The organism is Pseudomonas sp. AIG (genome assembly GCF_977020205.1).
The window spans coordinates 1-14501 of record NZ_CDROCK010000088.1; the positions used below are offsets into that span (position 1 = coordinate 1).

The following is a 14501-nucleotide window of genomic DNA, read 5'->3' on the forward strand; positions in this document are numbered from 1 at the left end:
TCCCCTCTCCCTCCGGGAGAGGGCTAGGGTGAGGGTTGGCTTTTGGCTGTTTAAATCTGTGTCAGATAACCAGAACCTTCCCACAATGTTTTCAGGTTGTCCGTCGGACGTGGGCTCTCTAGGCTCTGGTTGTCGCTGAATGTTCAGTGATCGGGTGTGAGAACCCGCCGAGCTTGAAACTAGCACCAGTAAGACCATAATTGCGGCCGGCGTATTCGCTGTCGCAATGCCTTATGGCGGCTGTGTGCGGGCAGACTTCGGTCTGGCCGGTTTTCTGCTCACCGGTTTCTCACTCCGCACATAGCTGCCACCCTTTGCCACGTGAGAAATGGCTAAGGGCGGCTCGAATGACGAGCAGATTTATATGAAAGATAAAATTGTCCCCGATCCCCCCCTCGAACCCACAACCCCACTCGAAGACGCCATCCGCGCCGACGACCAGATCAAAACCCGCGAAGCCATCAAACGCGCCCTGGATTTCTACCTCAGCCCCGAACCCCTCAAACCCCGGCAGCCCAGCACGATGTTCCTGATCCAGCCGAACATCGACACCGAAAGTCTGTTGGCGCATGCCTGTGAATCACTGGCGTCGGCGAACACGTTAACCGGTAACTTTGCCGATCAACTGGGCCGGCCCGAGCGTAATACGGCGTTGGCGATTCAGCAGATCATCATGCTGGCCGAGTTGGCGGTGAATCGGGCGCTGGATCGGGTTGATCCGCAGACATAATCAGTCTGCTCCACCGCGTTATCGTTCTTCGCGAGCAAGCTCGCTCCCACAGGTGGAATGCATTTCAAACTGTGGGAGCGAGCTTGCTCGCGAAGACGGTGGTTCATCCACAGCAAATCCCAGGCACAAAAAAACCGCCGATCATTCACCGATCGGCGGTTTTTCATTCAGACCAGATCAAATCACTGCATCAACACTTCAATCGAGCCATCGGCCGTCATGCTGACCTGGCTGGTGCCCGCTTCAACTTCCGGCGTCACCGGCGCCGAGTCCATGGCCGCCGCTTTCATCATCATCGGCGCGCGCAGGTACGGTTGTGGATAACCGTTGCTGTTGAGGTTCAGGTTGACGATTTTGTAACCCTTGCCGCCCAGTGCATCGGTGGCCAGTTGGGCGCGGGCCTTGAAGGCGGTCACGGCTTCTTTGAGCAATTGGTCTTCACTGGATTTACGGGTCGGGTCGGCGATGGCGAAGTCCATGCCGCCCATTTTCAGATCACCGAGCAGTTCGCCGGTGAGTTTGGACAGCGCGGCAAAGTCAGAGCTTTCCAGGCGCAGTTCGGCGCGTTCACGCCAGCCGGTGATCTTCTGGCCCTTGGTGTCGTAGATCGGGTAACTGTTGCGGCTGCCTTGGCGCAGAGTGATGTCTTTGACTTGCTTGGCCTGGGCCAAGGCCTTGTTCATGGTGGTGCTGATGTCGGCGGCGAGTTTGGCCGGGTCGGTGTTTTGTTCTTCGGTGTAGAGGGTGACGATCATCAGGTCGCGGGCGACTTCCGTGCTGACTTCGGCGCGCAGGGAAATCTGGTTGTAGTGCAGCTCATCGGCGGCCAGGGCCGGAAGGCTGGCGACGCTGCCGACGGTCAGGGCGAGAAGGGCGGCGCTGCGGCGAAATGTGTGCATGAAAGCTCCTTGATGAGGGCGCAGGTGATGGTTCGGGGGCCTGCGTGAAACCATCAGACTCTAGCTTTTATGATCCGGTTCGCCCAGTTACAACTTCTATACACATCGCCGGGGCCGCTGCGCAGCCCTTCGCGAGCAGGCTCGCGCCCACCTTTGAAATGCATTCCCCCTGTGGGAGCGAGCTTGCTCGCGAAGAGGCCCTTATAGCCGCCGAAGATGTTTTCGCCATGTGGTCGTTTGCCGCACTTTCGCCTCTCGGGCGCGCGGCTTGGTTATACTCCGTGCGATCCGCCTGGAGCGCTCATCAGGAGAGCTCATGCTCGCCCCCGTACAACTGACTTCCGCCACTCGCCAGAACCTCTGGCGACTGACTTTCATCCGCACTCTGGTGCTCGCCGCGCAGGCTGGCTCCGTTGGCTTGGCCTACTGGCTGCAGTTGTTGCCGTTGCCGTGGGTGCAACTGGCGATGACCCTCGGCTGCTCGACGCTGCTTTGTGTGTTCACCGCCGTGCGCTTGCGCACTTCGTGGCCGGTGACCGAACTTGAATACGCCCTGCAACTGGCCTGTGATCTGGTGATCCACAGTGCGCTGCTGTATTTCTCCGGCGGTTCGACCAACCCGTTTGTTTCTTATTACCTGGTGCCACTGACCATCGCTGCGGTGACGCTGCCGTGGCGTTATTCGGTGATCTTGTCCGGCATCGCGCTGGCGCTGTACACCGTGATGTTGACGCGTTTCTATCCACTGGAAACCTTGCCGGTCGCTCGCGAGAATCTGCAGATCTACGGCATGTGGCTGAGCTTTGCACTGGCAGCGGCGGTGATTACGTTCTTCGCCGCACGCATGGCTGAAGAGCTACGCCGTCAGGAAGAATTACGTGCGATCCGTCGTGAAGAAGGCCTGCGTGATCAGCAATTGTTGGCCGTCGCCACCCAGGCCGCCGGCGCCGCCCATGAACTCGGCACGCCGCTGGCGACCATGAGCGTGTTGCTCAAGGAGATGCAGCAGGATCATCCCGACCCGATGCTGCAGGACGATCTGAAAGTGCTGCAGGATCAGGTCAAGCTCTGCAAGGAAACCTTGCAGCAACTGGTGCGGGCCGCCGAAGCCAATCGTCGCCTGGCCGTCGAGATGCAGGATGTCACCGACTGGCTCGACGAAGCGTTGAACCGTTGGCACCTGATGCGTCCGGAGGCCAGTTATCGCTTCCACCGCCTCGGCCAAGGCACCGTGCCGCGCATGGCGCCGCCGCCGGATCTGACTCAGGCGCTGTTGAATCTGCTCAACAACGCCGCCGATGCCTGCCCGGAAAATCTCAAAGTGACCCTGGACTGGGACGTCGAGAACCTGACCATCAGCATTCGTGACCACGGCGCCGGTGTGCCGCTGGCCATCGCCGAGCAGATCGGCAAACCGTTTTTTACCACCAAGGGCAAAGGTTTCGGCCTGGGCCTGTTTTTGAGCAAGGCCAGCGTGACACGCGCCGGCGGCTCAGTGAAACTCTATAGTCATGAGGAAGGCGGCACGCTCACCGAGCTGCGCCTGCCCCACGGCGCCCGAGGAGACCAACATGAGTGACGAAATCCAAGTCGAAGGCGAAGAACTGCCGCATTTGCTGCTGGTCGACGACGACGCAACGTTTACCCGAGTGATGGCCCGTGCCATGGCTCGCCGTGGCTTTCGCGTCAGCACTGCCGGTTCTGCCGAGGAAGGCCTGACCATCGCCCAGGCCGATCTGCCTGATTACGCCGCGCTCGACCTGAAAATGGACGGCGACTCCGGTCTGGTGCTGTTGCCCAAACTGCTGGAGTTGGACCCGGAAATGCGCGTGGTGATCCTCACCGGTTATTCGAGCATTGCCACTGCGGTCGAAGCAATCAAGCGCGGCGCGTGCAACTACCTGTGCAAACCGGCCGACGCCGACGATGTGCTGGCTGCGTTGCTGTCCGAGCACGCCGACCTCGACAGTCTGGTGCCGGAAAACCCGATGTCGGTCGACCGCCTGCAGTGGGAACACATCCAGCGCGTGCTCACCGAACACGAAGGCAACATCTCCGCCACTGCCCGTGCCCTGGGCATGCACCGCCGCACCTTGCAGCGCAAACTGCAGAAGCGCCCGGTTCGTCGCTGAACCTGCGCTGAACGACTATCGCCAGCCCTCGCGATAAAACGCACCGATCTACTATGATCGGTGCGTGTCTGTTCTTTTCTATATCGAGCCTTATCCATGAATCAGAACGCTGAATATTCCGCGGTCAACGATGCTGTGCGCGGGCAGTTTTTTCGTAAAGTGTGGGCGATGACCACGCCTTACTGGCGCAGCGAAGAGAAGGGCAAGGCCTGGACGTTGCTGATTGCCGTGATCGCGCTGTCGCTGTTCAGCGTGGCGATTTCGGTGTGGATCAACAGTTGGTACAAGGATTTCTACAACGCGCTGCAGAAGAAGGATGAGGCCGCGTTCTGGCAATTGATCCTGTATTTCTGCGGGATTGCCACGGTGGCGATCCTCGGTGCGGTGTATCGTCTCTACCTGACACAGATGCTGACGATTCGCTGGCGGGCGTGGTTGACCGAGAACCACTTCAAGCGCTGGCTCGGCCACAAAAACTACTATCAGCTGGAGCAGGGCGGTTACACCGATAACCCGGATCAGCGGATTTCCGAAGACCTCAACACCTTCACCGCCAACACCCTGAGCCTGGGCCTTGGGCTGATCCGAACCGTGGTCAGTCTGGTGTCGTTCTCGATCATTTTGTGGGGCGTGTCGGGCAGCATTGAAGTGTTCGGCATCGAGATTCCCGGTTATATGTTCTGGTGTGCGCTGATTTATGCCGCCGTCGGCAGTTGGCTGACGCACCTGATCGGTCGACGCTTGATCGGCCTGAACAACCAACAACAACGCTTCGAAGCGGACCTGCGTTTCTCCATGGTGCGCGTGCGAGAGAACGCCGAAAGCATTGCCTTGTACAACGGCGAGCCGAACGAAAATCGTCGTTTGAGCAGCCGTTTCGGGCTGGTCTGGCACAACTTCTGGGACATCATGCGCGTGTCCAAGCGCCTGACGTTCTTCACTTCCGGCTACGGCCAGATCGCCATTATTTTCCCATTCATCGTCGCGGCCCCACGTTATCTGGCGGGCAAGATCGAGCTGGGCGAGCTGATGCAAATCAACTCGGCGTTCGGCAACGTGCAGGAGAATTTCAGCTGGTTCATCAGTGCGTATTCGGATCTGGCCGCGTGGCGCGCGACGTGTGATCGTCTGCTGAGTTTCCGTCAGGCCATGACCGACAACGAAGAGCGCACCCCGGCCATTGATGTGCAGAATCAGGGCAGCGAATTGAAGGTGCACAACCTCGGTCTGGATCTGGCCGATGGCCGTCATCTGCTGACCAGCGCCGACATGACCGTCGAACCGGGTGAACGGGTGATGCTCAGCGGCCGTTCCGGCAGCGGCAAGTCGACGCTGCTGCGGGCGATGGGGCATTTGTGGCCGGCAGGGCACGGCAACATCCGTTTGCCGGCGGCGCGTTATCTGTTCCTGCCGCAAAAGCCGTATCTGCCGATTGGCACTCTGCGCGAGGCGTTGAGTTATCCACAACCGGGCGACACTTACGCGCCGGAACGTTATGCACAAGTGCTGGAGACCTGCCGCTTGCCGCATCTGGTCGCGCGGCTGGACGAGGCCAATCACTGGCAACGCATGCTCTCGCCGGGCGAGCAGCAACGTTTGGCCTTCGCTCGCGCAATGCTTTACGCACCGCAATGGCTGTACATGGATGAAGCGACGTCGGCGATGGATGAGGAAGATGAAGCGACGCTGTATCAGGCGCTGATTGACCAGTTGCCGGGGCTGAGCATTGTCAGTGTCGGCCATCGCAGCAGCTTGAAACGCTTCCATCCACGGCATGTGCGGATCGACAGCGGACATTTGGTTGAACAGACCGAGACTGCCTGATCACCGCTAAACCCCTGTAGGAGTGAGCCTGCTCGCGATAGCGTTGGGTCGGTCACATTGATGCTGAATGTGCGGACGTCATCGCGAGCAGGCTCACTCCTACATAAAGCGATATAAACCGGAAAGTGATCGTACAACCCGCTTGAGCTATGATGCCCACAAGCCGAATTTTCGAGACTAGATGCACACCATGGAAAACCTGATCGACACCCCGCGCCTCCCGCGCAAGCGCCGCAGTCTGGCCCAGGAACTGGTGACAGTGCTGAGCGAGCAGATCCGCGATGGCCTGCTCAAGCGCGGTGACAAACTGCCCACCGAGTCAGCGATCATGGAAGCCCATGGCGTCAGCCGCACTGTGGTGCGTGAGGCGATTTCGCGTCTGCAGGCTGCCGGCCAGGTGGAAACCCGCCACGGCATCGGCACCTTCGTGCTCGACACGCCAAGCCCGAGTGGTTTCCGCATCGACCCGGCCACCGTCGTCACCCTGCGTGATGTGTTGGCGATTCTCGAATTGCGCATCAGCCTCGAAGTGGAATCTGCCGGCCTTGCCGCGCAACGCCGCAGTGCCGAGCAACTGGCAACCATGCGCGCCGCCCTCGATGCGCTTAACGAAAGCGCAGCCCATGCCAGTGATGCGGTCGCGTCGGACTTTGCCTTCCATCTGGAAATCGCCCTGTCCACCGGCAACCGTTATTTCACCGACATCATGACCCACCTGGGCACCAGCATCATTCCGCGTACGCGGCTGAATTCGGCGCGCCTGGCCCATGATGATCAGCAGCACTACATGAGCCGCCTGAGCCGTGAGCACGAAGAAATCTACGACGCGATTGCCCGTCAGGATTCCGATGCGGCGCGTGCGGCGATGCGTCTGCACCTGACCAACAGCCGTGAAAGACTGCGCCAGGCCCATGAAGAGGCGCAGGCGCAGAGGGGCTGAGGGTTAAGGCTCCAGTTTGAATTTGGCTTCTGAAGAGATCACTTCAATACCAGACGGTTTGGTGATTTTGTACGTTAAGGTGGCTTGTTCACCCGCTACCACACCTACTGCAAACGCACTCTTCGGGATCGCAAACGCAATGGGCTTCCCGACATGGTGATGAGTAATAAGGAATAGTTTGCTATTCCAGGGAGCGCCTTGAGTTCTCTCGAGGGATAGCTGCAATTGGTCACCTACAGAGGCGTCATGTCCTGCAGGGACTAAGGCATCTGTCGGGTCGGAAAGTCGGCTAATGTAGACTGTGCCTTTTTCGGCTTGCTCGAGAGTCGGGGCTGGCAAGGTTTGAGTTTGTGCGTTCATGGTCAAGATCCTTCTATTGAGCTTTTGGTTATCGAAAGCGCCGGCGCATTGATGTCACCCGCGCGCTGCTATTTAAGAAGCGCGAAGCCCTCTTACACACCTGTAAGAAATACCAGTTCCGACGAACGGTCGCCGCTCCCGCACGACAAGATTCAGCCCTCGATCCGCAACCTCAACACCTGCGAAAACGGCTCCATACTCGACTCATCGCAAAACTTGTAGCGCAATTCAACCTCTCTGTTCAGGTACGGCCGCAGCGTCTCTTTAGGTATCTGCAACTCGATCCCCGTCAGTTTTTCCATCTCGTCCTCGGCATCGTCCCAGGTGCCGGTGTTCACTTCTTCACCTGCCCACTCCGGCTCTTCCGGGTCGTTGCCGAGAATCGGATAAACACTCCAGTTCGCCGGAAAATCACTCGAATCCGGAACCTGTACGATCAATACATCGGGTAGCGCGGATAGCTGAAGGGTGAGGGGGGCAGAGGCAGAAGAGGCGATTTGCGCGAGGGTCGGCGCAGCATAATTCACAAACATTTCGGTTTCCTTCGAAGGTCCGCCACGATCCTTCGTGGCAGTCGTCGCACCTTACCCGGCGTTTCTCCAGCACTCAGTAAACGAATCTTGACCAGACGTTTCCGCGCTGGAACCCTTTAAACACGGGCTTTCGCGGCGAATCCTGCAAAGCCTTAAACAGTTTTGTTCGACAAAAAAACACCCACAACGATGAAATGCAGTTGACGGTTATTATTTAAGTTGTACGATGACCTACAACTTCAGCAAAGGCTGAACGGACCAATCACAAAAAACGTTGCTACCAGGGTGTTCGAATAATGAATCCACAAGAACTGAAGTCCATCCTCTCTGCCGGCCTGTTGTCTTTCCCGGTGACCGATTTCAACGCGCAGGGCGATTTCAACCGCGCGGGCTACATCAAACGCCTGGAATGGCTGGCTCCGTATGGCGCTTCAGCCTTGTTCGCCGCCGGTGGCACCGGTGAGTTCTTCTCCCTGGCTGCCAGCGAATACTCGGAAATCATCAAGACTGCCGTCGACACCTGTGAAACCAGCGTGCCGATCCTCGCCGGTGTCGGTGGTTCGACCCGTCAGGCCATCGAATACGCTCAGGAAGCCGAACGTCTGGGCGCCAAAGGCCTGTTGCTGCTGCCGCACTACCTGACCGAAGCCAGCCAGGACGGTGTTGCCGCTCACGTTGAAGCCGTGTGTAAATCGGTCAACATCGGCGTGGTTGTCTACAACCGCAACGTTTGCCGCTTGACCGCGCCGCTGCTGGAACGTCTGGCCGAGCGCTGCCCGAACCTGATCGGTTACAAGGACGGTCTGGGCGATATCGAGTTGATGGTGTCGATCCGTCGCCGCCTCGGTGATCGCTTCAGCTACCTGGGTGGTCTGCCGACCGCCGAAGTCTACGCCGCGGCCTACAAGGCGCTGGGCGTGCCGGTTTACTCCTCGGCGGTGTTCAACTTCATTCCGAAAACCGCGATGGACTTCTACCACGCGATCGCCCGTGAAGATCACGCCACCGTCGGCAAGATCATCGACGACTTCTTCCTGCCGTACCTCGACATCCGCAACCGCAAGGCCGGTTACGCCGTGAGCATCGTCAAGGCAGGCGCAAAAATCGCCGGCTATGACGCAGGCCCGGTGCGGGCACCGCTGACCGATCTGACTGGCGAAGAGTACGAAATGCTCGCTGCGCTGATCGACAAGCAAGGTGCGCAGTAACACCCGACAAAAACGCGGCCGCTGAGTAATCAGCGGCTTTTTGCGTAAAGGCTTTTAGGTTTGAGGGCTGCCCCTGTGACAAATGCAAAACGCTACGACAACTACATCAACGGCGAATGGGTTGCCGGTGCCGACTACTCGGCCAACATCAACCCGTCCGAACTGAGCGACACTATCGGCGATTACGCCAAGGCTGACCTGACTCAGGTTCACGCTGCCATCGACGCCGCCCGCGCGGCATTCCCGGCGTATTCGACTTCGGGTATCCAGGCCCGTCACGATTCGCTGGATAAAGTCGGCACGGAAATCCTTGCCCGTCGCGAAGAACTCGGCACCCTGCTGGCCCGGGAAGAGGGCAAGACCCTGCCTGAAGCCATCGGCGAAGTGACCCGCGCCGGCAACATCTTCAAATTCTTCGCCGGTGAATGCCTGCGCCTGTCCGGCGACTACGTGCCGTCGGTGCGTCCGGGCGTCAACGTTGAAGTGACCCGCGAAGCACTGGGCGTGGTTGGTTTGATCACCCCGTGGAACTTCCCGATCGCGATTCCTGCGTGGAAAATCGCCCCGGCACTGGCCTACGGCAACTGCGTGGTGTTGAAACCGGCCGATCTGGTGCCGGGCTGCGCTTGGGCACTGGCGGAAATCATTTCCCGCGCAGGCTTCCCGGCTGGTGTGTTCAACCTGGTAATGGGCAGCGGTCGCGTGGTTGGCGATGCGCTGGTGCAGAGCCCGAAAGTCGACGGCATCAGCTTCACCGGTTCGGTGGGCGTGGGTCGTCAGATCGCGGTCAACTGCGTATCGCGCCAAGCCAAGGTTCAGTTGGAAATGGGCGGCAAGAACCCGCAGATCATTCTCGACGACGCCGACCTCAAGCAAGCGGTCGAGTTATCGGTGCAGAGCGCGTTCTACTCCACCGGCCAGCGTTGCACCGCGTCGAGCCGATTGATCGTCACCGCCGGGATTCACGACAAGTTCGTTGAAGCCATGGCTGAGCGCATGAAGTCGATCAAGGTCGGCCACGCGCTGAAATCCGCCACCGATATTGGTCCAGTGGTTTCGCAAGCGCAACTGGAACAGGACATGAAATACATCGATATCGGCCAGTCCGAAGGTGCGCGTCTGGTCAGCGGCGGTGGCTTGGTGACTTGCGATACCGAAGGCTACTTCCTCGCGCCAACGCTGTTTGCCGACAGTGAAGCGTCGATGCGCATCAGCCGCGAAGAGATCTTTGGCCCGGTGGCCAACATCGTTCGCGTAGCTGACTACGACGCGGCGCTGGCGATGGCCAACGACACCGAGTTCGGTCTGTCGGCGGGTATTGCAACCACCTCGCTGAAGTACGCCAACCACTTCAAGCGCCATTCGCAAGCCGGGATGGTCATGGTCAACCTGCCGACCGCTGGCGTCGATTACCACGTTCCGTTCGGTGGCCGTAAAGGTTCATCCTATGGATCACGTGAGCAAGGCCGCTATGCGCAAGAGTTCTACACGGTCGTGAAGACCAGTTACATCGGCTCCTGATACACGCAATACCCCTGTAGGAGCTGCCGAAGGCTGCGATCTTTTAAGATCAAAAGATCGTCCGATCGCGGCCCGAGCCTTCGGCAGCTCCTACAGGGAATAGATGCAAGACCAAAGAAGATTCACCCGCGCATAAAAATAATCAGTGGGAGTACATCTACATGCAATCGTCCAAGCCGACTCACGTCCGCTATTTGATCCTGCTCATGCTGTTTCTGGTGACCACGATCAACTACGCCGACCGTGCCACGATCGCCATCGCCGGCTCCAGCCTGCAAAAAGATCTGGGCATCGACGCAGTCACCCTCGGCTACATCTTCTCCGCATTCGGTTGGGCCTACGTGGCCGGGCAAATTCCCGGTGGCTGGCTGCTCGATCGCTTCGGCTCGAAAAAAGTCTATGCGCTGAGCATTTTCACCTGGTCGCTGTTCACCGTGCTGCAAGGCTTTGTCGGTGAGTTCGGCATGTCCACCGCCATCGTTGCGCTGTTCATGCTGCGCTTTTTGGTCGGTCTGGCTGAAGCGCCTTCGTTCCCCGGTAACGCGCGCATTGTCGCGGCGTGGTTCCCGACCGCTGAACGTGGCACCGCTTCGGCGATCTTCAACTCGGCGCAATACTTTGCCACCGTGTTGTTCGCACCGCTGATGGGCTGGATCGTTTACTCCTTTGGCTGGGAACACGTGTTCATCGTCATGGGCGTGTTCGGCATCGTCTTCTCTGGCATCTGGCTGAAGGTTATCCACAGCCCGCGTCAACACCCGCTGGCCAACGAAGCCGAAGTGCAGTTCATTGCCGACAACGGCGGCATGGTCGACATGGACGTCAAGCAAGGCAAAAAGGCTGATGGCCCGAAATGGGATTACATCCGTCAGCTGCTGACCAACCGCATGATGCTCGGTGTGTATCTGGGCCAGTACTGCATCAACGGCATCACCTATTTCTTCCTGACCTGGTTCCCGGTGTACCTGGTGCAAGAGCGTGGCATGACCATTCTCAAGGCCGGTTTCATCGCCTCGTTGCCGGCAATCTGCGGCTTCATCGGCGGCGTGCTCGGTGGGGTGATTTCCGATTACCTGCTGCGCAAGGGCCACTCGCTGACCTTCGCCCGTAAAGCACCGATCATCGCTGGCCTGCTGGTTTCCAGCAGCATCGTGGCCTGCAACTATGTCGATGTGGAATGGATGGTGGTTGGCTTCATGGCTCTGGCCTTCTTCGGCAAAGGCGTTGGCGCACTGGGCTGGGCGGTGGTTTCCGACACCTCGCCAAAACAGATCGCCGGCCTGAGCGGTGGCCTGTTCAACACCTTCGGCAACATCGCTTCGATTACCACGCCGATCGTGATTGGCTACATCATCAGCTCCACCGGTTCGTTCAAATGGGCGCTGGTGTTTGTCGGTGCCAACGCACTGGTGGCGGTGTTCAGCTATCTGGTCATCGTCGGCCCGATCAAACGTGTGGTACTCAAAGAGCCGCCAACCAACGGCGGTACTGAAGCCACCGGTAAATTGTCTCAAGCGCATTCCTGAGGAGCGGCGTCATGCAGTTGATTGAACATTCCGACTCGCCGCGCCACATCCGCCTGCACGAGCGGGACAATGTGGTGGTAGTGGTCAACGACCAGGGCGCACCGGCCGGCACTGAATTTGCCGATGGCCTGGTGACGCTGGAATTTGTGCCGCAGAGCCACAAGGTCACTCTGGAAGACATTCCCGAGGGCGGCCAGGTGATTCGCTACGGTCAGGTGATTGGCTACGCGTTGCAGCCGATTCGCCGTGGCAGTTGGGTCAAGGAAGATCAACTGCGTATGCCGACCGCGCCGCCGCTGGACAGCTTGCCGCTGTCCACCGACGTGCCGGACGCGCAGGCACCGCTGGAAGGTTTCACCTTCGAGGGTTATCGCAACGCCGACGGTACCGTCGGCACGCGCAATATTCTCGGCATCACCACCACGGTGCAGTGCGTTACCGGCGTGCTTGATCACGCGGTAAAACGCATCAAGGAAGAACTGCTGCCGAAGTACCCGCACGTCGATGACGTGGTGGCGCTGACTCACAGTTACGGCTGCGGCGTGGCGATTACCGCCACCGACGCTTACATCCCGATCCGCACCGTGCGCAATCTGGCGCGCAACCCGAACCTCGGTGGCGAGGCGTTGGTGATCAGTCTGGGCTGCGAGAAATTGCAGGCCGGGCAGGTGATGCACGAGGACGATGCCTCCGTGGATCTCAGTGATCCATGGCTGTATCGCTTGCAGGATTCCAGTCACGGTTTCACCGAGATGATCGAGCAGATCATGGCGCTGGCTGAAGTGCGCCTGAAGAAACTCGACCAGCGTCGTCGCGAAACCGTGCCGGCGTCCGAACTGATCCTCGGCATGCAGTGTGGCGGCAGCGATGCGTTTTCCGGGATCACCGCCAACCCGGCGCTGGGCTACGCTTCGGACTTGTTGTTGCGCGCGGGGGCGACGGTGATGTTTTCCGAAGTCACCGAAGTGCGCGATGCGATTTACCTGCTGACTTCACGTGCCGAAAGCAAAACCGTTGCCGAGGAATTGGTGCGTGAGATGGACTGGTACGACCGTTACCTGGCCAAGGGTGAAGCAGATCGCAGCGCCAACACCACGCCGGGCAACAAGAAGGGCGGGCTGTCGAACATTGTCGAGAAGTCGCTGGGCTCGATCGTCAAATCCGGTAGCAGCGCGATCAATGGCGTGCTCGGCCCTGGCGAGCGGTTCAAGCAGAAGGGTTTGATTTTCTGTGCGACGCCGGCGAGTGATTTTGTTTGTGGGACGTTGCAGTTGGCGGCGGGGATGAACCTGCATGTGTTCACCACCGGGCGTGGCACGCCGTATGGTTTGGCGATGGCGCCAGTGGTGAAGGTCTCGACGCGTACGGAATTGGCGCAGCGTTGGCCTGATCTGATCGACATCGATGCCGGGCGGATTGCTACAGGGCGCGCGACCATTGAGGAGTTGGGTTGGGAGTTGTTTCACTACTATCTGGATGTGGCGAGCGGCAAACAGCAGACGTGGGCGGAGAAACACAAGCTGCATAACGACATTACGTTGTTCAACCCGGCGCCGATTACCTGATGCGTGACCGGCCTGGCCCTCACCCCAGCCCTCTCCCGGAGGGAGAGGGGGCCGACCGAGTTGTCTGGCGCTGTACATCGACCTGAAATATCGAGTTGATTATGGCCTGCTACAGGCAGTTCTGGATTCAGCGATGTCATTTCAGGTCGGTGAAATTATTGAATATCCCGCGGTCAGTCCCCTCTCCCTCTGGGAGAGGGTTAGGGTGAGGGGCTTTTGCTTTATCATTGGCCCCTAACGACGCTCACCCAAGGCTCCCCGGCATGCTGGCAATTTTCCTCGAAACCCTGAACATCACCGCGCCGGTGTTTGCCATGCTGTTTCTCGGTGTGCTGCTCAAGCGCATCGACTGGATCAACGACAACTTCATCCACACCGCCTCGTCGCTGGTGTTCAACGTGACCATGCCGGCGCTGCTGTTCCTCGGCATTCTGCACGCCGACCTGCACGCCGCGTTGCAACCGTCCCTGCTGATCTACTTCTCGCTCGCCACGCTGGCCAGTTTTGCCCTCGCCTGGGGCTGGGCGATTTTTCGTTGCCCGCGTGAAGATCGCGGCATCTACACCCAGGGTGCATTTCGCGGTAACAACGGTGTGATCGGTCTGGCACTGGCGGCGAGCATGTACGGCGATTACGGGATTTCCCTCGGGGCGATTCTCGCGGCGCTGGTGATCCTGTTTTACAACACCCTGTCGACCATCGTGCTGGCGGTTTACAGCCCGGTGATCAAGTCCGATCCGTGGAGCATCTGCAAAAGCGTGTTCAGCAATCCGCTGATCATCAGCGTGATTGCGGCGGCACCGTTTGCCTATTTCAAAATCGGTTTACCGGGATGGCTGGAGACTTCCGGGCAGTATCTGGCGCAGACCACCTTGCCGCTGGCGCTGATCTGCATCGGCGGCACGCTGTCGCTGGCGGCGTTGCGCAAGAGCGGTAGCATGGCGCTGAGTTCGAGTCTGGTGAAGATGGTCGGCTTGCCGGTGCTGGCGACGCTCGGCGCGTGGTTGTGGGGATTTCGCGGGGCGGAACTGGGGATTCTGTTTTTGTACTTCGGCAGCCCGACGGCGGCGGCGAGTTTTGTCATGGCCCGGGCGGCGCAGGGCAATCATGAGCTGGCGGCGGCGATTATCGTGATGACGACGTTGATGGCGGCGATTACCACCAATATCGGGATCTTTGTTTTGCAGTGGGGTGGGTGGATATAAAGGCAAGATCAAAAGATCGCAGCCTGCGGCAGCTCCTATGTATGGACTCGCCCCACCA

Annotated in this window: 13 protein-coding genes; 10 read left to right on the top strand and 3 right to left on the bottom strand. The window is 59.1% G+C overall.

The window, feature by feature from the left end:
• Positions 1–364: 364 nt before the first annotated feature.
• Positions 365–730 (top strand): DUF6124 family protein, encoded by a 366-nt coding sequence (locus ACWR1S_RS29790; RefSeq protein WP_454566007.1) that lies wholly within the window; start codon positions 365–367, stop codon positions 728–730.
• 182 nt (positions 731–912) lie between these two features.
• Here the strand turns inward: ACWR1S_RS29790 and ACWR1S_RS29795 are convergent, their stop codons facing one another.
• Complete coding sequence (locus tag ACWR1S_RS29795) at positions 913–1629, bottom strand: SIMPL domain-containing protein (protein WP_034154452.1); 717 nt, start codon at positions 1627–1629, stop codon at positions 913–915.
• Between the two features lie 316 nt (positions 1630–1945).
• On the opposite strand from ACWR1S_RS29795, the gene ACWR1S_RS29800 reads away from it, so the two are divergent.
• The 4 genes from ACWR1S_RS29800 to ACWR1S_RS29815 all read left to right on the top strand — a co-directional run bounded on the left by ACWR1S_RS29800 (position 1946) and on the right by ACWR1S_RS29815 (position 6525).
• Complete coding sequence (locus tag ACWR1S_RS29800) at positions 1946–3208, top strand: ATP-binding protein (protein WP_007915316.1); 1263 nt, start codon at positions 1946–1948, stop codon at positions 3206–3208.
• Entirely contained in the window at positions 3201–3761 is a 561-nt protein-coding gene (locus ACWR1S_RS29805; protein ID WP_003221630.1) for a response regulator transcription factor, read from the top strand. The genes ACWR1S_RS29800 and ACWR1S_RS29805 overlap by 8 nt, the downstream gene beginning before the upstream one ends.
• A 96-nt stretch (positions 3762–3857) precedes the next feature.
• Positions 3858–5585, top strand: a complete 1728-nt coding sequence (locus ACWR1S_RS29810; RefSeq protein ID WP_454566008.1) for an ABC transporter ATP-binding protein/permease — start codon at positions 3858–3860, stop codon at positions 5583–5585.
• 190 nt (positions 5586–5775) lie between these two features.
• Entirely contained in the window at positions 5776–6525 is a 750-nt protein-coding gene (locus ACWR1S_RS29815) for a FadR/GntR family transcriptional regulator (protein ID WP_175559635.1), read from the top strand.
• Between the two features lie 3 nt (positions 6526–6528).
• Here ACWR1S_RS29815 and ACWR1S_RS29820 read toward each other — a convergent pair whose 3' ends face one another.
• Positions 6529–6885, bottom strand: coding sequence for a hypothetical protein (locus ACWR1S_RS29820; RefSeq protein ID WP_454566009.1), 357 nt, complete (start codon positions 6883–6885; stop codon positions 6529–6531).
• A 152-nt stretch (positions 6886–7037) separates the two neighbouring features.
• Positions 7038–7418 carry a hypothetical protein gene (locus ACWR1S_RS29825; protein ID WP_454566010.1) on the bottom strand — a complete coding sequence of 127 codons (381 nt, stop codon included), beginning with the start codon at positions 7416–7418 and terminating at the stop codon, positions 7038–7040.
• 296 nt (positions 7419–7714) lie between these two features.
• On the opposite strand from ACWR1S_RS29825, the gene kdgD reads away from it, so the two are divergent.
• The 5 genes from kdgD to ACWR1S_RS29850 all read left to right on the top strand — a co-directional run bounded on the left by kdgD (position 7715) and on the right by ACWR1S_RS29850 (position 14443).
• Positions 7715–8626 (top strand): 5-dehydro-4-deoxyglucarate dehydratase, encoded by a 912-nt coding sequence (gene kdgD / locus ACWR1S_RS29830; protein ID WP_016984321.1) that lies wholly within the window; start codon positions 7715–7717, stop codon positions 8624–8626.
• Between the two features lie 75 nt (positions 8627–8701).
• Positions 8702–10147, top strand: a complete 1446-nt coding sequence (locus tag ACWR1S_RS29835) for an aldehyde dehydrogenase family protein (protein WP_454566011.1) — start codon at positions 8702–8704, stop codon at positions 10145–10147.
• 161 nt (positions 10148–10308) lie between these two features.
• On the top strand, positions 10309–11673 hold the full coding sequence (locus tag ACWR1S_RS29840; protein ID WP_034154459.1) for an MFS transporter: 1365 nt from the start codon (positions 10309–10311) through the stop codon (positions 11671–11673).
• A gap of 11 nt (positions 11674–11684) precedes the next feature.
• Positions 11685–13238, top strand: coding sequence for a galactarate dehydratase (garD, locus tag ACWR1S_RS29845; RefSeq protein WP_454566012.1), 1554 nt, complete (start codon positions 11685–11687; stop codon positions 13236–13238).
• 263 nt (positions 13239–13501) lie between these two features.
• Positions 13502–14443, top strand: coding sequence for an AEC family transporter (locus ACWR1S_RS29850; RefSeq protein ID WP_454566013.1), 942 nt, complete (start codon positions 13502–13504; stop codon positions 14441–14443).
• Positions 14444–14501 lie beyond the last annotated feature (58 nt).